17 protein-coding genes and 1 riboswitch are annotated in these 18,560 nt (G+C 44.0%); of the genes, 5 read left to right on the forward strand and 12 right to left on the reverse strand.

The genetic code is table 11. The features are described 5' to 3' along the window. Positions 1-11 precede the first annotated feature (11 nt). Both ONE56_RS14805 and ONE56_RS14810 read right to left on the reverse strand, forming a co-directional pair. Positions 12-1,907, reverse strand: a complete 1,896-nt coding sequence (locus ONE56_RS14805) for a beta-glucoside-specific PTS transporter subunit IIABC (RefSeq protein WP_423840932.1) — start codon at positions 1,905-1,907, stop codon at positions 12-14. 435 nt (positions 1,908-2,342) lie between these two features. Next, positions 2,343-3,455 (reverse strand): alkene reductase, encoded by a 1,113-nt coding sequence (locus ONE56_RS14810; RefSeq protein WP_423840933.1) that lies wholly within the window; start codon positions 3,453-3,455, stop codon positions 2,343-2,345. 144 nt (positions 3,456-3,599) lie between these two features. On the opposite strand from ONE56_RS14810, the gene ONE56_RS14815 reads away from it, so the two are divergent. Then, positions 3,600-4,514: a LysR family transcriptional regulator gene (locus tag ONE56_RS14815; RefSeq protein WP_423840934.1), complete on the forward strand. Its 915-nt coding sequence runs from the start codon at positions 3,600-3,602 to the stop codon at positions 4,512-4,514. 246 nt (positions 4,515-4,760) lie between these two features. Here the strand turns inward: ONE56_RS14815 and ONE56_RS14820 are convergent, their stop codons facing one another. From ONE56_RS14820 to ONE56_RS14835, 4 genes are all read right to left on the reverse strand, one after another. Beyond that, on the reverse strand, positions 4,761-6,284 hold the full coding sequence (locus ONE56_RS14820) for a DEAD/DEAH box helicase (protein WP_423840935.1): 1,524 nt from the start codon (positions 6,282-6,284) through the stop codon (positions 4,761-4,763). Between the two features lie 181 nt (positions 6,285-6,465). Continuing rightward, positions 6,466-7,179 (reverse strand): lipoate--protein ligase family protein, encoded by a 714-nt coding sequence (locus ONE56_RS14825; RefSeq protein WP_423840936.1) that lies wholly within the window; start codon positions 7,177-7,179, stop codon positions 6,466-6,468. Between the two features lie 114 nt (positions 7,180-7,293). Further along, complete coding sequence (locus tag ONE56_RS14830; protein WP_423840937.1) at positions 7,294-8,322, reverse strand: hypothetical protein; 1,029 nt, start codon at positions 8,320-8,322, stop codon at positions 7,294-7,296. A 363-nt stretch (positions 8,323-8,685) separates the two neighbouring features. Next, complete coding sequence (locus tag ONE56_RS14835; protein ID WP_331438631.1) at positions 8,686-9,837, reverse strand: PLP-dependent aminotransferase family protein; 1,152 nt, start codon at positions 9,835-9,837, stop codon at positions 8,686-8,688. Positions 9,838-9,964: 127 nt separating this feature from the next. Between ONE56_RS14835 and ONE56_RS14840 the strand changes: the two genes are divergently transcribed. After that, positions 9,965-10,834, forward strand: coding sequence for an AraC family transcriptional regulator (locus ONE56_RS14840; RefSeq protein WP_041155891.1), 870 nt, complete (start codon positions 9,965-9,967; stop codon positions 10,832-10,834). 123 nt (positions 10,835-10,957) lie between these two features. Then, the gene (locus tag ONE56_RS14845; protein WP_041155892.1) at positions 10,958-11,197 is read left to right on the forward strand and encodes a YdcH family protein; all 240 of its coding nucleotides are present in this window, start codon (positions 10,958-10,960) and stop codon (positions 11,195-11,197) included. Positions 11,198-11,259: 62 nt separating this feature from the next. Here the strand turns inward: ONE56_RS14845 and ONE56_RS14850 are convergent, their stop codons facing one another. Next, entirely contained in the window at positions 11,260-11,907 is a 648-nt protein-coding gene (locus ONE56_RS14850) for a cupin domain-containing protein (protein ID WP_331438630.1), read from the reverse strand. A gap of 244 nt (positions 11,908-12,151) precedes the next feature. Between ONE56_RS14850 and yghU the strand changes: the two genes are divergently transcribed. Next, the gene (yghU, locus tag ONE56_RS14855; RefSeq protein ID WP_423840938.1) at positions 12,152-13,009 is read left to right on the forward strand and encodes a glutathione-dependent disulfide-bond oxidoreductase; all 858 of its coding nucleotides are present in this window, start codon (positions 12,152-12,154) and stop codon (positions 13,007-13,009) included. Positions 13,010-13,231: 222 nt separating this feature from the next. Here yghU and ONE56_RS14860 read toward each other — a convergent pair whose 3' ends face one another. The 4 genes from ONE56_RS14860 to cspE form a co-directional block, all read right to left on the reverse strand. Further along, on the reverse strand, positions 13,232-13,705 hold the full coding sequence (locus ONE56_RS14860; RefSeq protein ID WP_331438627.1) for a peroxiredoxin: 474 nt from the start codon (positions 13,703-13,705) through the stop codon (positions 13,232-13,234). A gap of 87 nt (positions 13,706-13,792) precedes the next feature. Next, on the reverse strand, positions 13,793-14,800 hold the full coding sequence (locus tag ONE56_RS14865; RefSeq protein ID WP_423840939.1) for an adenosine deaminase: 1,008 nt from the start codon (positions 14,798-14,800) through the stop codon (positions 13,793-13,795). Positions 14,801-14,916: 116 nt separating this feature from the next. Beyond that, positions 14,917-15,016: riboswitch (purine riboswitch) on the reverse strand. Positions 15,017-15,320: 304 nt separating this feature from the next. After that, positions 15,321-15,461, reverse strand: coding sequence for a hypothetical protein (locus tag ONE56_RS14870; protein WP_041155909.1), 141 nt, complete (start codon positions 15,459-15,461; stop codon positions 15,321-15,323). A gap of 528 nt (positions 15,462-15,989) precedes the next feature. After that, positions 15,990-16,199 carry a transcription antiterminator/RNA stability regulator CspE gene (gene cspE / locus ONE56_RS14875; RefSeq protein WP_041155911.1) on the reverse strand — a complete coding sequence of 70 codons (210 nt, stop codon included), beginning with the start codon at positions 16,197-16,199 and terminating at the stop codon, positions 15,990-15,992. A gap of 482 nt (positions 16,200-16,681) precedes the next feature. On the opposite strand from cspE, the gene ONE56_RS14880 reads away from it, so the two are divergent. Further along, a complete protein-coding gene (locus tag ONE56_RS14880) occupies positions 16,682-17,533 on the forward strand; it encodes a pirin family protein (RefSeq protein WP_415679259.1) in 852 nt (283 codons plus the stop codon). A gap of 111 nt (positions 17,534-17,644) precedes the next feature. On the opposite strand, the gene ONE56_RS14885 is transcribed toward ONE56_RS14880, so the two are convergent. Then, positions 17,645-18,493, reverse strand: coding sequence for a patatin-like phospholipase family protein (locus ONE56_RS14885; RefSeq protein ID WP_423840940.1), 849 nt, complete (start codon positions 18,491-18,493; stop codon positions 17,645-17,647). Positions 18,494-18,560: the final 67 nt, after the last annotated feature.

Below are 18,560 nucleotides of genomic sequence, written 5' to 3' on the forward strand. Positions count from 1 at the left end.
TTTACTTACCCCTAAGCCATCTGGATGACTGGTTGACCTACATTAATTTGGTTATCTTCATGATCTTGAGAGATCACTTCAAATTCGAATTCGTCACTGTTCATGACAATAAATGGTGTGGTTGTGTCGTATCCCGCGGCAGCAATACGCTCTAAGTCAAACTTAATGAGTGGATCGCCCGCTTTTACGTTTTGGTCTAGCGCGACTAAGCAATCGAAAAATTCGCCTTTCAGTTCAACCGTATCAAGCCCGACATGTATTAAGACTTCGGCACCATTCAATGATGTCATACCCACGGCGTGCTTGGTTTCGATGACCGATGAAATCACCGCATCACAAGGAGCACGAACGATGCCTTCTGTCGGTTTAATGGCAACGCCATCACCGAGTAGTTTTTGTGCGAAGCTCTCATCATTAACAGTCTCCAATGGAATGATTTGTCCTTTTAACGGGCTGACGAGAGTGACGGATTTTTTCACCATGGTTGGGGCGGTTTGTGGGGTTGATTTCTGCTGTTTTTTTTCGTTTTTACTGTCAATCTCAACAGGATCGTCGAAGCCAACCAAGTAAACCAACGCGATAGTCAGGACGATAGTGACGCCAGTACCGAGTAATGCACCAGTGAAAGAGGTTGGATTTTCAGCGTTAATCGCATTAACCACGGTAAGGATGCCGGTCAGTCCAGCATAAGCATAATAATAAGTGTTAAATAGGCTTGCGACAGCTGAACCTACCGCGCCACCAATACAGCCACAGATAAATGGCGTTTTCAGTCTGAGAGTGACACCGTAAATCGCTGGCTCGGTGATACCAAAAAATCCAGTAAGACCCGCCGAGTAGCCGGTTGTTTTTAGTTTGGTATTTCGTGATTTCATTGCTACTGCAAACGCAGCCGCCATCTGCGCAACAACCGCAATGCCACAGAATGCTTGGATGGAGTCAAAACCAAAGTTTTCATAGTTTGCGAGTACCACCGGAGTAATGCCCCAGTGAACACCGAAGATAACCAGTACTTGCCAAATTCCGCCGATAAGAGCCGCTGCGACAACAGGGGCGACGTCATACAGCGTGTTGTAGCCGACCGCAATCATACTGGCAACGAAGCTTGTCGCAGGGCCAATCAACACTAAGGTCGCTGGCACCATGATTAACATACAAAGTAGTGGCGTAAATAGCTCACGGACCACATCAGGTAAGATGCCTTTGATGTATTTTTCTACATAACTCAGCGCCCAAACCATGAAAATCGGTGGTAAGACAGACGCGGTATAAACCGTTTTTGCCAGTGGTAGGCCTAAGAAGGTAATCAGCTCGCCGTCTGCAATTCTCTCTGCAATGGCTCCCCAAGACGGGTTGATCAGCGCACAGGCACAAAGAATCGCGATAAGCGGACTACAGTCAAACAGTTTTGACGCGGTAAATGCAATAAAAACTGGCAGAAAGACAAACGGTGTCCATGACATGAAGTTAAGGACTTCAAATGCACCTGTACCAGCAATACTAGGGAACAGGTAATGGGCAAAAATAAGCGCACCTTGCAAAATACCCGCGGCCGCAAGAATGTAAACAAAGGGCGCAAAGATGGCCGACATCGATGCGATGATAGCATCAAAGAGTCGAACTTTTTCTGAACCTGTCGCCATTAGCGAAGAGTCAACTAAAGAGGACATTGCAGCATACACGTCTTGAACTCTTGTGCCGATCACGACCTGGAACTGTCCGCCACTCATAACCACTGTAATCACGCCAGGCATTTCTTTAATTTTTTCTGCCGCGCTTTCCGGGACTTCTTTTAAAACCAAGCGTAGGCGGGTCGCACAGCGCGAAAATCGAGTTAAGTTTTCTTGTCCGCCCACTTCTGAAAGTATGTCTTTCGCAAGCTGAGTATAATCTCTGACCGCAGCCATATATTCACCTTTCCCTTATCCTGTCACTTATTATTAGATTTCTGGAACCGGTTACAAGATTTAGCTGCAAAGACTTTTTTCATCAACAGAGATAAAAAATAATAAAGAAACGGATCACACAAAAGAGCAAGTTTAGAGATAAAAACGTAATCAGGATCGCTTTTTAATGCAGGGATATTCTGATGCGAAAAGTGTTTACTTTATGCCATCAGGAAGTTTTTCCATAACGCGTTGTTACCGGTTCCATCTTGTGTTTAATCGTATAAAAGCGCATTTCACAGCCAAATAAACGACAAAAGTGAAATGTAGAGATAGAAAAAAGTTGGTGGAACACAGTGAATAACAAAGTTTTTCCTGAAGGTTTTTACGGGATAGGAACAGCGTCAACTAAATTCGTTTGCTGACAGCCCCAACCATTCGGTTGGGGCTTGTTTGTTAAGCGTGTTCTGCACACTCTTGAACTAGTGAAGGATAATCCGTGTAGCCACGTTCGTTTCCTCCAAACAGTGTTGAACCATCAAGCTCTGCGAGGGGGTGACGATGTCGTAAGCGAGAAACTAAATCCGGATTTGCTACAAACGGTCGCCCAAATGCGACGAGATCGGCATACCCTTTCGCGATGACTTCTTGTGCACGTTCTTGATCATAGCGGCCCGCCACAATTATCGTGTTGCTAAAGCGTTTTCTTAGCTCAACGCGAAACGCCTCTGGGATGGTTGGCGCATCTGCCCAGTCGGCTTCAGATAAATGTAGGTAAGCGATGTCGCGCGTTTGCAACTGGCGAGATGCTTCTAAAATAGTCGGCACGATATCAGGGCAGTCCATGTCTTTAAAGGTAATAAAGGGTGCCAATCTAACGCCTACTCTGTGTGCACCAACAGTGGCAATAACGGCATCTACGACTTGGATAAGAAAACGAATACGATTTTCTCGAGAGCCTCCGTAGCTGTCGGTACGATGATTTGAGTTGGTTCTTAGAAACTGGTCGATAAGGTATCCATTGCCACCATGAATTTCTACACCATCAAAACCTGCATCGATGGCACGTTTTGCTGCGTTGGCAAAGTCGCTGACAACGCGATCAATATCTTGTTGGGTCATTTCTCGAGGCTCAACACAATCAACCATATTACCGTTGCCTTGCTCATCAGCAATCCAAACTTGAGTTTCTACTGGGGCGAGTGGCGAAGGTGCGATAGGTAACCCACCTTTTTGGAATGTTGGGTGAGAAACTCTACCTACATGCCAAAGTTGGCAAAACATTGCTGCACCATGAGATTTCACCGCTTGTGTAACCGTTTTCCAGCCCTCTACTTGCTGATCAGTGTAAACACCAGGCGTAAATGAATAGCCTTGTGAATCGTCGGAAATTTGTGTCGCTTCGGTAATGATAAGTCCGGCAGAAGCACGCTGTTTATAATACGTTGCCATCATCTCATTAGGGATGTTGCCCGGTTGACTTGTTCGCGCTCTCGTCATTGGGGCCATGACGACCCGGTTTTGTAGTGATAGTCCCTTAAGTGATACAGGTTCAAATAGTTGACTCATAGTTATGCTCCATTGTTGTACTACCACAAGTAGGTATATGCTTCATGTAGTGCGATAGGAACAGTATATGTATTAGACATAAATTGATAATTGGGTAATATCTGAAATTATTATTCCGTTTTTCCAAATAATAAGGATGTGAAGGTGGATAAGTTTTCGGATATGACGCTATTTGTCAGCATCGTTAAACACCAAGGTCTGGCGGCTGCGGGAAGGGAACTGGGTTTATCTCCGGCAACTATCACGGCGAGACTTCAATCGATAGAAGCGCGTTATGGGATCAAACTGCTCAACCGCAGCACACGTCATGTATCACTAACGGATGCGGGGGCCATGTACCATCAGGCTTGTCTCAATATCATTGATAGTGTGAAAGAGACGGAAAATTTGCTGCAAACCGGTGTCACAGAAGTGCGTGGTGCATTGAAGATTTCAGCGCCGCGAGATGTTGGTAAGAAAATGATCTCTCCGATGGTTTCGGCGTTCGCTGAGCGATATCCGGATGTGACACCATATCTTTATCTCAATGACAACTTATCGAATATGGCGGAGTCGGGCCTTGATTTGGTCATTCGATATGGTGAGTTGTCTGACAGCAATCTTATCTCGCGCAAGCTGGCCTCGAGTCAGCGAGTGTTGTGCGCATCTCCAGAGTATTTGGCGAAGCAAGGTGTACCGAGCAGCCCACAAGCACTCGCGCGTCATCGCTGTTTAGCCTTGGTGCGCGGTAATGAAGAATTAAAAACCTGGCACTTTAAAGATGAGAATTCACAGCAAACTATTACTGTCACGCCAACGCGTTTTTCAGATGATGGAGAAGTGATTCGTCAATGGGCATTGGATGGCGCTGGGATTGCGTTGAAATCGATTTTGGATATCCAGCAAGATCTCAAGCAAAAGCGTTTAGTGACTATCTTAGATTCTTACACAAAAAACTTCAGCGCTCTGTCGCAAGGTGCTGAAGCCGATCTCCATGTCATCTATCAAAGCCGTCAGTATCAACCAAAAAGAATTCGTCTGTTTTTGGACTTTTTAATTGAACAATTTTCTAACGACTAAAACCAATCACAGTAAATAAGTGAACAGAAATAGCGTAGGAAAAATGCGTGAGAACGAGGCGAAATTTTTCGATAAGTCGTTATTCTACAATCCAACATTGTAACGAAGTTATCGAGTATTTTATCGAGCTAGAATGACCAGTTATTTACTATGATTGGCCTAATTGATTGCTTAGAAAAACAAAGCCGCTGAGGTACTCAACGGCTTTGCAGTGATAGGTATTGGCTTGGTTAGCCCTTGGCTCAGTTAGTTGGCAGTTTGTGGCCGAGGCTTACGGCGCTGACCTGATGGTTTATTACCCGCAGGCTTCGTGCTGTTTGGTTTGCGGTTACCCGATGGTTGACCACCATTGCCATTTTTATTGCTCGCTGGCTTGTTGTCGTTAGGCTTACGGCCATCTGGTTTGCTGTTTGTGCGACCTTGACCCTCTCGATTGCCTTTAGGCTTGCCCGCTCCGCCTTGGTTTGTACTGCTTTTATTGCTGTTATTACCATCGTTGAAGCGACGTTTAGGCTTGTTCGCACTGTTTGCCGAATTCTTTTCCGCGACTTGATCATTCGATCCTTGTGGCTTTTTGGATTTCTTCGGTTTTTTCGGTTTGATTGGGCGTGTATCCAGTTTTGATTCTGGAACCACGTTGGTTGGTGCATAACCGTCCAACTCTTTGCGTGGTAGCAACTCCTGAATCAAACGCTCGATCGCGAACAATTCAGGCGCTTCAATCGCACATACCAACGAGATAGCTTTACCTACTTCACCTGCACGACCAGTACGACCGATACGGTGAACGTAGTCTTCAGCTACTTTAGGTAGCTCAAAATTCACAACTTGAGGAAGCTGAGGAATGTCGATACCACGAGCGGCAATGTCTGTTGCCACTAACACACGAACCTGACCCGATTTAAAGTCTGCTAATGCTTTTGTTCTCGCGCCTTGGCTTTTGTTACCGTGGATCGCGGCCGCGGGTAGATTTTGCTCGATCAAGAATTTAGTTAAGCGGTTGGCCCCGTGTTTGGTCCGTGTGAACACCAATACCTGCTGCCAATCGCCATCTTTAATGAGCTTGACCAGCATCGCTGGTTTTTTCTTTGAGTCTGATGGGTAGATACATTGTTCTACGGTTCTGGCCGTTGAGTTTTCTGGGTTAACCGAGATTTCAACCGGATGATTGACCAGACCTTTGGCTAATTCACGAATTTCTTTCGAAAATGTTGCTGAGAATAATAGGTTTTGACGCTGCTTTGGCAGTAAATCAATGATCTTGCGGATGTCACGGATAAAGCCCATGTCAAGCATGCGGTCTGCTTCGTCCAAAACCAACACTTCAAGTTGGTCAAATTTCACCGCATTCTGGTTGTAGAGGTCCATCAAGCGACCTGGTGTTGCAACTAGAACATCAGCACCCTTACGCAGACGTTGCATTTGTGGGTTGATCTTCACCCCACCAAATACCACTGCGCTTGTTAACGGTAGATGGCGACTGTACATGAAGACGCTTTCTTGAACTTGAGCGGCCAGTTCACGGGTAGGTGTTAGGATTAACGCTCGAACTTGATTGCTACGAACACGAGGTCCGTTTGACAACTTTTCAAGGATGGGCAGCGTAAAGCCTGCTGTTTTCCCCGTACCAGTCTGTGCTGCTGCCATGACGTCTTTCCCTTCCAATACTGCCGGGATGGCCTGAGCCTGAATTGGCGAAGGGGTGTCATAGCCTTTTTCCTGAATTGCTTGAAGGATTGGAGCAGATAGACCTAACGAGGTAAAACCCATATGTATGATTCTCAATTGTCGAGTTAGATAACAACGCACCGAAAACATATTCGTTGCGAAAAGTGCGACATTCTGAGGCTTTTATCCTTGAGCTTCAACTAATTCTGTCATTGATTTTGAATATCGATGTCGCCAAAAAAAAGGGAAACGAATTAGAACGGTATATTAGCCATTCTTCGTATCAAGCAAACTCACCTCGGCGTGCTAAAAACGCGCTAGTAAGTTGTTGAAATAACGAATCTACTGAGGGCCTCTCGGTTATATGCGCAAACAGCGGCGTGTGAACATCAGGTCTAATATCCCCATCTTGATTGCAAAGTTGATTACATAAGCGTACGGGTTCGACGATGTGATTGACGTCCACGTTAATTAGGATACACGCCTGCGCTAACACGACTTTTCCTCCGCCTTTTTTGAGGAGTATGCGTTGTGCAGTTCCAACAACTTTTTGCCCGGCAATATTTAGGTTGTACTCGCCATCACAATACGAGTGCGGCGTGGCATGCACATTAACATCCACATTAAGTTGTTTGAAAAATGCGCTTAATGTTGTGCATAAATCCAAATATGCTTTCTTGATGTCGTAGGGCTGATCGTCAGGCCAATGGTAGATATGGGAAAGGTTGATAATGCCCGGCACTTGCGGAACGGGGGCGCCACCGGTTTTGCGTGAGAACAATTTCCAGCCAGAGTTTTCGAGTGCGAGTTTTAGTTCATCAGAGGCTGGCCACTTCTTTCCTGCGGGTAGTACTAGTGTTGGGCTTTTGACTTGCCAAAGAAGAAGCGCTTGCGACAGTTGATTGGATTGAACTTGTGTGAGCAGCTCTTGTTCCTTTTTAAACGCATCCGCTACTTCAGTTGCGGCATAGCGAACCAGTTTATTCTTTGAAGCCAAACGTTGCACCTAAAACCCAATTTCATGTCAGATAAATGGTTTTATCTCAGACAAGCAGAGATTGCTGCTTGTCTGCTCACTATTTGAAAATTCTATGCACAAAACCACACTCTTTTAGTTTGTTGTTGCCACAGCAATAGCGTCTGAAAATGACAATGCAAAGGCTTGTTCGGTATCGAGCGCATTGGCAGGAAACTCTAAACTTAACTGGGCATGTGGCGATACTTTTGATGCGACGCTAGTCACAAACTTGCGCGTTTCTCCTGGCATGATAGCAAGACGATCGCCTCCGCTCGAAGAAAGGAGTGCAACCCCCATCGTGGGTACCTTGTGACCTTCTGCATCCGATAACGTGAGTAATGACGTTGGGTTATAGGCGAGGTCACCGCTCGTATTACGGTAGGCACTAAAGGTATTAAACTTGGGTTCCAACGACCCTTCCGCCCCAATGTTGGTGACAGAGAAGGTAATGTTCGAGCCGTCGAAGTCTTCTACTTTGACCAAGACATTTTCACTTTGATAGCTGGCAGCAGTGGCCGCGCCAGCTTGATGCTCGCTACTTTTCTGTTTTTTCTCGTTCTTGGCCTTTTCTTCTAATGCCTGATCACTGCGCTTCATTGCAAGCGCATAAGACTGATCGACGAGGGCTAGCAGTGCTGGAATAGAGTAGAATGAGAGCCCCTCTAAATGATCAAAATCGATTTTTGCATCTTGAGTTGCACGCCGGTTGGGGAATTGACAGTGCCCATCGACGAGGTTGATAAACGCTAACTCAAAGGTACTTTGTAACCTATCTACTTCCAACCAAGCGTTTTTTATATTGTTACGCATTTTGTCTATATCAGCAGGTGTTTGCTTCGGGAAGCGTCCATTTGGTGACACACTATTGGCCACAGCCACCAGTTCTTCGGTCACAAAAGGGTTGTTTTTGGCTGGTATGACGGTGGTAATACGGTTGGATTGAGTAATGTCTTCGCCCAGAAGCGCAATCATCTTCTGAGAAGTCGTGCCTCGATTTGAGGTTAAAATATCACCGCAGTATGGCTTTGTATTGGCGTAGGTGTATGAAGTCATTAAAGACAGTGATAAGAAGATGGACAAGCTGGTGATGACGAGTCGTCCTATCGATGTTCGATCGTTCATCTTGGTAACCCCTCTGTAAATAAGTGCGATTGACTGACGTATTTGTCAACCAACTTGTCTGTAATTCAACTTGGTTGGCATCGCTACATTCAGAATGGTTTGGGTAATAACTCTGAATTATTTCTCTTTGAAAGATAGACGTAACAAGAGAAACCATCAAATGTAAAACTTGGGCTTGGAATTCGTTTTTTGAATTAAATGGCGAATAAAAACAGTGCTTTACTGTATTAATTTGTGTCGGTTAGAAACGGACTATTTTTAAAACTCGATGGAAGTTCTTGGAGTGAGACCAATGCCAACAAGAATGAGGGAATAATGACTGGCATTGGTCTTGATTTTGCTTTTAAAAGGCAAACAGAAATATTAGCTTAACGTCTTCAACACCTGTGCCAATCGAGTGACAGCCACAACGAGTTCTTCGGGTGTTGCGTTGGTAAAGTTAAGGCGTAGCGCGGCTTTTTCTTCTGAGCCTTCCGGATAGAATACAGGGCTAGGCACGACCGCCACTCCGTTTGCTAACAGTGATTTGGCAAGCTCAAACGTGTCGCATTCTGGAATTTCCAACCAAACAAACATTCCGCCATCGATCGGTTTAACAACGCAGCTATCAGGTAACTGTTGGCTTAGCTCTGTGAACATGACGTCATAACGGGATTTGTACAGCTCACGGATTTTTTCGATATGAAGGTCAAAGTTATCATTTTGCAGGAGACCATGAAGCAGCGCTTGCATCGGTACACTTGAGTGCAAATCGGCGCCTTGTTTGATTTTGATTAACGGCTCCAGATAAGTGCTCTTGCCAGTCACGACACCGATACGCAGACCTGGAGATGCAATTTTTGAAAATGAACGCAGTACGATGGAGTGCTGTGGACAAAAGTCTGACACCAACGGCAGTGCCTCTCCAGAAAAACGCAGTTCTCGGTATGGAGCATCTTCAATAAACGCTACATTGTAATGGCTACACAGTTCACCGACTTTTTGACGTGTTTCTAGGCTCCAGCAAACCCCAGTTGGGTTATGAAAGTCGGGAACCGCGTAAAACATTTTAGGGCTCTGTTCTGCAAAACAACGTTCTAACTCTTCAAGGTTTGGGCCGAATTCAGTTTGTGATACGCTCACAATATTCGCTTGCACCAAGCCAAATACTTGCATTGCACCAAGATAACTCGGTGCTTCCATCACGACCTTATCACCTGGGTTGACATAAGCGCGAGCGATCAAATCAAGCCCTTGTTGCGACCCAGTAGTGACCATGGCGATGTGGGATTCAAGTAACTGGAAATAATCGTTTAAGAAGTCAAGCAAAGGACTATAGCCGGCTGTTGCACCGTACTGAAAGACCTCTGGCATGTTCGCGAGCGCTTCTAAAGTTGGCTTCATTAAGTCGATGGGGAAGGTTTTTTCATCCGGCAACCCTCCAGCAAGAGATATAACGTTTTTGTCGCTTGCGGCTGCAAGGATCTCTCGAATATAAGAAGATTTAGTTTGCTGTAATGAACGTGCGATTTCCATGCGTTGTACTTCTCTCTGGCGTTTTATTTTTCTATTTTGGAAGTCAAATAGTACATGGGAATTGCCTAATTAAGTGTGTCTGTTTATGCTGTTAAATATGTCCATTTATGCTATTTAGGCTAATCCTATGAGCCAGCAACAAGTTTCTCGAATCAATGATGTGTTGTTTTATATCCATCAAGATATCAGTCGTGAGTTGTCAGCAAAAACGTTGGCAAACGTAGCGGCTTATTCTGAGCAACATTTTCATCGAATATTTAAAGATGTTGTTGGGGAGTCGATCCATCAATATGTACGCCGTACCCGAATGGAGTACGCCGCGAACCAACTCATGTTTGATACTCAGTCATCGGTATTGGATATTGCAAACAAATCCGGTTTTAACTCGATGTCTTCTTTTAGTCGCGCATTTAAAGCGACGTTTAACATGGCACCGGGAGAATGGCGCAAGCACGATTTGCAAGTGGCGGAGAAACCTTATTTAAAAGACCCAGAAGTTGCAGAAGGCTATCATCGTGTTGCCAATCGACGGTTACCTGAGCCTAAAATTCTCGAAGTGCCTGAGCGATTAGCGGCTTATGTTCGACATGAGGGTTATAATCGTTCAATTCGCCACGCCTGGTTGATTCTCAAAGCATGGGCGAATTCTGAGGGTCGAGATTTTTCCGTACAATATGGTTTGCATCACTCGAATCCAGCCTGGGTTGAACTCGATAAATGTCGTTATGTGGCCTGCATGGCGATTGATCAGCCGCTGAAGCTGCGTGGTGTTGTGAATCAGATGCTCATTCCAGGAGGTTTACATGCTGTGTTTAGATTGACTGGAGTATATGGTGAGTTACTGCCACAGATTAGTCAGGTGTTGGAAAGGTGGTTACCTACGTCAGGCCTTAAATTACGTTCAACACCTGCCTATGTTCATTATCACAAAAACCACTTTCTTAACGAGGAAGAAATGTTTGAATTGGATTTTTATTTGCCAATTAGTTTTTTCTGAACATTGTGGTCAAAAAGTGTGCTCAATTCTACGATGTAACCGCAATTCAAGTGCTATGTTTATGCTTGTGCTGTGCAGAAATCGAACGCAGCGAAACATCAATAATCTAGCCAAGAGGTCTATATGTTAGGTGAAAATCACTCATTAACACATGAATTCCCAGAACATTTGGATACCATCGCTCAATTGAGTGAGAATGATGCATCATTTGCTAAAATCGTTAGAAACTACAACGCGTTAGATAAAGAGATTCGGGTTCTAGAGTTACAAGGGAACCCGATTGATGATCACGAAATGAATGTGCTGAAGCACAATCGCGCGGAACTAAAAGATTGGCTCCACTCTCGAATTATGGGCTCTTAAAGTAATGTTGATTTTTAACTAAGCAATGAATATCGGCTCGTATCCACGAGCCGTTTTTCTATTTAATCAAGCGCTCTGGTTTTTACCCAGAGGACGGTATCTTCATCGACAGGTGGATACGTGCTTTCCAAGCGAGGTAAGCGTAGCCATGAAGATTCAGGATAGTGTCCATTTGAATCTTTAAATCCCCCAGATAAGACAAATATCTCAATACCAGTAGAGTCGTGAGGAGGTTGAAAGCGTTCCCCTTTAGGGCAGAACAGCAGAGAAACGTGTTCGTGAGCGTAGTCGTGTAGATTGACGATATGCGAGCCTCCATTGTTGTCGAACTTATCCAGCGCTTTGGTGTTAATTCTTACCGTGGTGAGATCTTCTTTTTCAAACTGATTCAGTTTCACGAGAATCACGCATCCCTCTAAACTAAACGGAGAGTGGTGGCTGCCCGGAGGATTGCGAAGGTAAGTTCCTGCGGGGTAATCACCATGTTCATCTGAAAACACCCCTTCAAGTACTAAGATTTCTTCACCGAGAGGGTGAGGGTGCTCTGAAAATCGGGAGCCTGGCGCATATCTCACGATACTGGTGGTGTGCCCTGATTCTTTTGCCTCACGCTCTAATGGCTTGCGCCACACACCCTGAGCGGGACTTGCGGTCCACTCCATTTTTGCGGTGTCGACAACCACCCGTTTAGCAAAGTCCATATTTAGCATAATGAGTTAACCTGAGATCATTTGTTTTTTGGATATTGAACGTATAAGTTGAACGAATCAATACCTAGATATTGAATTATTGGTCAGAAGTGTTATGGAAGTAACTCAAATTATGTAAGCTTATGCCTTAAGGGAGTTTACAATAACTAAAGCTTCTAATTAATTGAGAGTGCAGGACTTTTTTTTCATAATTTTGACCTAATATCTGAATTAGAAAACACTTCAAACAAAATAAGGGGTAACCATGACGGAACAATATATACCACCACGAGTTTGGACCAACGAAAATGAAAATGGTGGGCAATGGGCAAGCATCAATCGCCCTGACTCTGGCGCACGCCACGAGCAAGCGTTACCAGTAGGCGAGCATCCATTTCAACTGTATTCAATGGGCACACCGAACGGACAAAAGGTGACCATTATGTTTGAAGAGTTGCTGGCTGCTGGTGTTAAAGAGGCCGAGTATGATGCCTACCTAATTAAAATCGGTGATGGTGATCAGTTTGGTTCGGGGTTTGTGTCGGTAAACCCAAATTCGAAAATTCCTGCGTTAGTCGATCGTTCAGGTGAAGAGCCTATCAATGTCTTTGAATCAGGAAACATCCTTTTTTATCTGGCTGAAAAGTTTGGTTTGTTCCTACCAAAAGAAGGCGCGAAACGTGCAGAGGTGATGAACTGGTTATTCTGGCTACAGGGGTCTGCCCCTTACTTGGGGGGAGGCTTCGGTCACTTCTATGCTTATGCTCCCGAGAAATATGAATATCCGATTAACCGATTTACCATGGAGGCAAAGCGGCAGTTAGATGTGTTGGACAAGCGCTTGGCGAATAACCAATATCTAGCGGGTGATGAATATAGCATTGCAGATATTGCGACTTGGCCTTGGTATGGCAATCTTGTTTTAGGTCGAGCATATGACGCCGCTGAGTTTCTCGATGTAAACAGCTATAAAAACGTTGTTCGCTGGGCGAAAGAAATTGATGAGCGTGAAGCCGTGAAGCGTGGTCGCATAGTGAACCGCGCGTGGGGCGAGGAGTGGGAGCAACTCGCAGAGCGTCATAACGCAGAAGATATTGACAATGTTCTAAAGCTGAAACCATAGCGGTTACATTAAATACAATCACAATAGCGCACTATTTAACCATAGTGCGTTTTTATTTAATGCGTTCCTTTCTAGTAAATAAGTAAATATAAATCAATTCGTAGTATTAAATGATTATTGATTGAAATTTTCTCAGGTAGAAAATGTATTTTATCTTATTTATTATGATTTAAATATAGAAACAAAAACGGGAGCCGTAACTCCCGTTTTTAGTCGAATTTTTTACAGCGCGGCTAGAATCGTTTCCGCTTTGCTGACTTCAAACTCGCTTGGTTGTTCAACATTTAGAGTGGTGACCACACCATTGTCGATGATCATGGCATAACGCTGTGAGCGAATGCCACCGAAACCACCCGTATCCATCTCTAAACCAAGTGCTTTGGTGAAGCTTGCGTCACCGTCACCCAGCATCAGAATCTCTGAAGCATTTTGTGCTTCGCCCCATGCATTCATCACAAATGCATCGTTAACGGCCACACAAGCGATCAGATCAACGCCTTTTGCTTTTAATTGATCAGCATGTACCACATAACCTGGTAGGTGCGCTTCAGAACACGTTGGGGTAAAGGCTCCAGGTACAGCAAATAGCACTACCTTCTTGTTGGCAAACAGTTCAGTGACGTCATGATTTACCATTCCGTCAGCAGTCAATTCGCTTACCGTTGCAGTTGGCAATGCTTGGCCTTGTTGAATCATTATTATCTTCCTTTTTGCTTTGTTTATTTCAATCAGTCTAGCGCTAAAGTTCAACATTAACCACAGATGGTTTGTAGGGATTAGCTGTTAAGAGTATGAGGTAACATATTCTTCGACTTGCATCCGATACGTCGTTTTTAACGCGTCATCAATAAAACTGGCCTCGATGGCATTCAGTGTAAACTGAGCGAGTTCTTGTTTGTCCATTGGGTGCGCTTGGCTCACTGCTAAAAAATTATCTGTCATATAGCCTCCGAAGTAAGACGGATCATCGGAGTTGATCGTCACGGCGACTCCTTTGCGTAGCAAATCAACGATATTGTGTTGTGTCATGTCTTCGAATACGCAGAGCTTAATATTAGACAGTGGGCAAACGGTCAGTGGCATTTTACTTTCAATCAAAGATTTAACCAACGCGTCGTCTTCGACACATCGAACTCCGTGATCGACACGGCTCACTTCTAGCATCTCTATCGCGTCAGAAATATTTTGTGCAGGCCCTTCCTCTCCGGCGTGCGCAACCGTTAAAAAGCCAGCGGCCTTTGCTTGCTGAAAGACGGTTCGGAATTTTGCGGGTGGGTGTCCTTTTTCAGAGGAATCTAAACCAATACCAATAATTTTATCGCGATGCTTAAGTATCGATTGGAAAGTTTCTATTGCACTCTCTTCTGATAAATGTCGGAGGAAACAGGCGATGATTTGTGACGTGATGCCAAGCTTTTCTCTCCCATCGTCCAGAGCCCGTGAAATACCGTTAATAACCGTATCAAAGTCAATGCCTCGCTCTGTGTGCGTCTGAGGATCAAAGAAAATTTCGGTATGAACAACGTTGTCAGCTTTACAGTGCTCTAAGTACTCCCAAGTGAGATCATAAAAATCTTGCTCGGTACGTAATACGTTTGCACCTTGATAATAGAGATCGAGAAAAGACTGCAAGTCTTCGAATTGGTAAGCTTCGCGTAGTTGGCTTGGTGATGAATAAGGGAGTTTGATGCCGTTTCGTTCTGCCAGCTTAAACACGAGCTCAGGCTCAAGTGAGCCTTCAATGTGTAAGTGTAATTCTACTTTGGGAAGACCCTGAATAAATGCGTTCATATTCCACCTTATGATGTTAATTGTGAAGGCAGTTACTCTAAGAATAGGTATAGATGTAAATAAGTCGAACGCTATTACAAAGAGTAAGAGACTTCACGGCACCAATAACTGCAACTGGTACACTCTCAACTCTTCGTAATCAGCACTTTGCGGGAACTGGTAGAGACCCCCAAACCATATCATTGGGGTTATACGAAGCAAACGTCTGTTATTATACACAAAATCATCAATATACCTAAAAGTTCTATATACGAACTGGAATGATTTGGGTGTTTTCTGAGCTGGTGCGAGGGGCGAAATGGTGTATCTAAGGGTGGTAATGGTCAATAAGGACAAACAGAACTGACCACATTGTTGTTGTCGGTGATTGAGTTTATTTAAAAACTCTGTACTTAATGTGTTTTCGGTAGGAAGTAATATTGTATCGCTTTAGCGATATTCATGTGGATGAAAGGTAGGTGGCGTTACCTAACACATCGATATAGAAACACATGAATGCCAAAAAAGGGGCAAGATATAATCAAAGATCGAACAGTTTATCAAACTCTCGCTGCGCCATGATATCTTCAATGCGTCGTCGAGTTTGTTGTTTTATTGCAGCCGTATTTTGTTCGGATTCTTTCTTCTCTTTTTCAATCTGCTTTTTACTTTTTTTAGCCATAAATTACTTTCCGATTATTTATTAAATGAGCCGATCGTATTCTCAGTTTTCATTAATGCATGAAAAGGGTGCTACTTGACAGTGAAACTTCCCAACTTTGAACCTGAGTCACATAGAATGGCGCCAGATTTAGTTATTTCACAATATTTAAAATCAATAAGATAGCAATTTGATTCGAGTTTTGGCAGGACATGACGTCTTAAAACGTCGCTGTTAAGCTGATGTATTTTACTTCGCCAAGTGGCTTCTGGTTGTTCTATAGTAAATTCGATTTCGAGCATTTAGTCTCCTGACTATGGGTATTTTTTACTTTATGGGTCAATTGATACCAGTGCCTTTGACGGCCTGTTCTTTTAGTGGACATGTTTTTTCCTTGAAATAAAAATAAGTAGGTATTGCGAGCATAAATCTAGCAATATCAAATGAAGCCTAGAAATTTGGCTAAACTTAGTGAGAGGATATTAGGGTATAAACAGAAAGGAAGAGAGTTTGGTGCAGCGCGGTTGCGCTACACCAAGAAAAGCAGTCTTATAGAGGAGTAACTTCAGTCGCTTGAGGACCTTTGTTACCTTGCTCTACGTTGAAGCTTACTTTCTGACCTTCAGTTAGAGTTTTGAAGCCGTCAGCAACGATTGCGTTGAAGTGTACGAATACATCTTGACCGCCGTTGTCTTGAGAAAGAAAGCCAAAACCTTTAGTTTCGTTAAACCATTTTACTGAACCAGTTACTTTAGACATAGTAATACCTTTTGAATTAAACATTAAAATTATGTGATGGATCTTTTTTTAAGCTATTGAATGTTCTATCAAGAGGAAGTTTTACGCAGGTGTCTGAATTGGAGATTCAAGATTTTACTGAGAGGGAACTTAAACTAAATGTTGCATTAACAGCTCTTCTCTAAGAGCCAGGCATCACTATACACCTTGTTTTAAAAATAGCTACTTTTATTTTTAATTATTTTCACTATTTGAAGTTTTGCGTGAGCTATCCCTTTCTAGAAAGGTAACTAGGAAGGGGACGGCTCAAGAAGCATGGGCCTATTACAAAGAAGGAATTTTAGCAACGTTCGAAAAAACTGAATAACTGGCTCGAATGTGCACCATCGTCTTTGTTTTTCTCTCTCCTAGAATACCTTTATACATATGACGTTTGTTTTTAAGAGCGCTTCAATGAATGGTCTTATCAAGCTGTTTGGCGTTTCAATAATGGGAGAGTCTCAATGAGTAACATAAGAAGAGAAATTCGTCAGGTAATTGCCTCTCAACCGACATCGGATGGAGACGGTGTGAAAATTAGACGTGTAGCGGGCTTCAATAACGCTAACTTCTCGCCATTTCTGATGGTGGATGAGCTGAAGTCTGACGATCGTGCTGATTATGTTGGAGGCTTTCCTCCTCACCCTCATCGCGGTATTGAAACGCTGACGTATATGATGCAAGGGCATTTCCAACACCGCGACCATATGGACAACGTTGGCGAGCTTCGTTCGGGTGGCGCGCAGTGGATGGCGGCTGGTCGTGGTGTCATTCATAGCGAGATGCCAATCATGGAGGAAGGTTCGTTACACGGCTTCCAGATTTGGATTAACCAGCCTGCAAAAAACAAAATGCAACCAGCGCAATATCATGACTTCCAGCCAGAAACGATTACGGAGTTTGAGAGTAAAGACTCAGGATTGGTGCGTTTGATTGCCGGGGAATTAAATGTTAATGGCGAACGAATTCAAGGCCCATTGATGGAGACCGGTGTTGCTGCAACGGTGGCGGATTGGCGAGCTAACGACGGTGATACATTGAACTTAGCGACAAAACAAGATAAGAACATGATGATTTATGTGTATCAAGGTGGCATAGAGATTCAAGGCCGGGTGATAAAACAAAATGAAATGGCGTTGTTGTCTAAAGGTGACGCCGTAACGGTGTTGGCAAAAGGGCTATCAGGAGCGCTGTTATTTGTTGGTGAGCCAATTAATGAGCCAGTGGTACATTACGGACCTTTTGTCATGAATAGCATCGATGAGATTGAACAAGCAATCCAAGACTATAACTCTGGTGTGTTTGAAACGTACTAATTTTATTTTGAGCTCAGCTTTTTGGGCTCACCGAGAAGCAAAGACGATAATCCACTGCCATCGAATTTGCATTGACCACACCGAGAGGTGTGGTTTTTTTATCTGTTGAATTTAACGAGCACACCAACTTTTTATTGCGTCTTGGCCTGCCTTTAGGCCTAGTTCATAAGCGTGACGCAATGGTTCCGGCGAACGGCTTAACCGTTTTAGCTTAAACGTCTCTGGAGGACAAACTTGAATGATTTCGACATTTTGGGGTGGATGAGCGATCAGCTCTAACGCTTGGTTATAGCGAACCTCTCTCGTTAGCATCGGAGTTATAAGAGCAGGCGTCTCTTTGAGCATACGCTTGATGATTGATGAGAACTTAGATTTGGGCTTACGGTAGCTGGCAGGCCGGCTGCGTAATACCATTATTTTTTTAGCGCCCCGTTTGATGGCTTCTGCTATCGGAATCGCATCAGAAACGCCTCCGTCTACATATCTGGTGCCATTTAGCATCACACCGTTACGATAAAGAATAGGTAAAGCGCTGCTTGCTTTCATAGTTTCGGTAAGCATATCGACGTCTGGCGTTAGATATTCTGCCTTACCATTATCTTGACGAGTCACACCGAGAAAAAATGGCCGAGGATCTGCGGCCAGCACGGATTTATCAATGCCAAGCTCATCAATAGTGACATCCCACATCCAATCTAAGTCCATGACATTGCCGCCGCGAAATAAGCGACTAGGAGTGATGAATTCATTCCGAAGGCTGTAATCAAGATAGATCTTGAGGTTTCTTCCAGGCATTTGCGCTAAGTAAGCTGCGAGGTTACTGGCACCTGCTGAAACGCCCCAAAAACTGTCAAAAGGAGAGAAGTCCTGGTGTAAGAACTGGTCGAGTATGCCGCAAGAAAATACGCCACGCATGGCGCCACCCTCAACAATGAGTGCGTTTGGTCCAATTTGTTTCATCTACCGTTCTCATCCATCATGAATTGAAATTTTTACGTATAAATACCGTCTTATTATTGAGACTCTA

Source organism: Vibrio mytili (assembly GCF_049563345.1).
Lineage (GTDB): Bacteria > Pseudomonadota > Gammaproteobacteria > Enterobacterales > Vibrionaceae > Vibrio > Vibrio mytili.

Bases quoted from the DNA above. Each gene is read 5' to 3' on its own strand.
- ONE56_RS14805 (WP_423840932.1), bottom strand. From the start codon at position 1,907: ATGGCTGCGGTCAGAGATTATACTCAGCTTGCGAAAGACATACTTTCA.
- ONE56_RS14810 (WP_423840933.1), bottom strand. From the start codon at position 3,455: ATGAGTCAACTATTTGAACCTGTATCACTTAAGGGACTATCACTACAA.
- ONE56_RS14820 (WP_423840935.1), bottom strand. From the start codon at position 6,284: ATGGGTTTTACCTCGTTAGGTCTATCTGCTCCAATCCTTCAAGCAATT.
- ONE56_RS14830 (WP_423840937.1), bottom strand. From the start codon at position 8,322: ATGAACGATCGAACATCGATAGGACGACTCGTCATCACCAGCTTGTCC.
- ONE56_RS14835 (WP_331438631.1), bottom strand. From the start codon at position 9,837: ATGGAAATCGCACGTTCATTACAGCAAACTAAATCTTCTTATATTCGA.
- ONE56_RS14840 (WP_041155891.1), top strand. From the start codon at position 9,965: ATGAGCCAGCAACAAGTTTCTCGAATCAATGATGTGTTGTTTTATATC.
- ONE56_RS14845 (WP_041155892.1), top strand. From the start codon at position 10,958: ATGTTAGGTGAAAATCACTCATTAACACATGAATTCCCAGAACATTTG.
- ONE56_RS14850 (WP_331438630.1), bottom strand. From the start codon at position 11,907: ATGCTAAATATGGACTTTGCTAAACGGGTGGTTGTCGACACCGCAAAA.
- yghU (WP_423840938.1), top strand. From the start codon at position 12,152: ATGACGGAACAATATATACCACCACGAGTTTGGACCAACGAAAATGAA.
- ONE56_RS14860 (WP_331438627.1), bottom strand. From the start codon at position 13,705: ATGATTCAACAAGGCCAAGCATTGCCAACTGCAACGGTAAGCGAATTG.
- ONE56_RS14865 (WP_423840939.1), bottom strand. From the start codon at position 14,800: ATGAACGCATTTATTCAGGGTCTTCCCAAAGTAGAATTACACTTACAC.
- ONE56_RS14870 (WP_041155909.1), bottom strand. From the start codon at position 15,461: ATGGCTAAAAAAAGTAAAAAGCAGATTGAAAAAGAGAAGAAAGAATCC.
- cspE (WP_041155911.1), bottom strand. From the start codon at position 16,199: ATGTCTAAAGTAACTGGTTCAGTAAAATGGTTTAACGAAACTAAAGGT.
- ONE56_RS14880 (WP_415679259.1), top strand. From the start codon at position 16,682: ATGAGTAACATAAGAAGAGAAATTCGTCAGGTAATTGCCTCTCAACCG.
- ONE56_RS14885 (WP_423840940.1), bottom strand. From the start codon at position 18,493: ATGAAACAAATTGGACCAAACGCACTCATTGTTGAGGGTGGCGCCATG.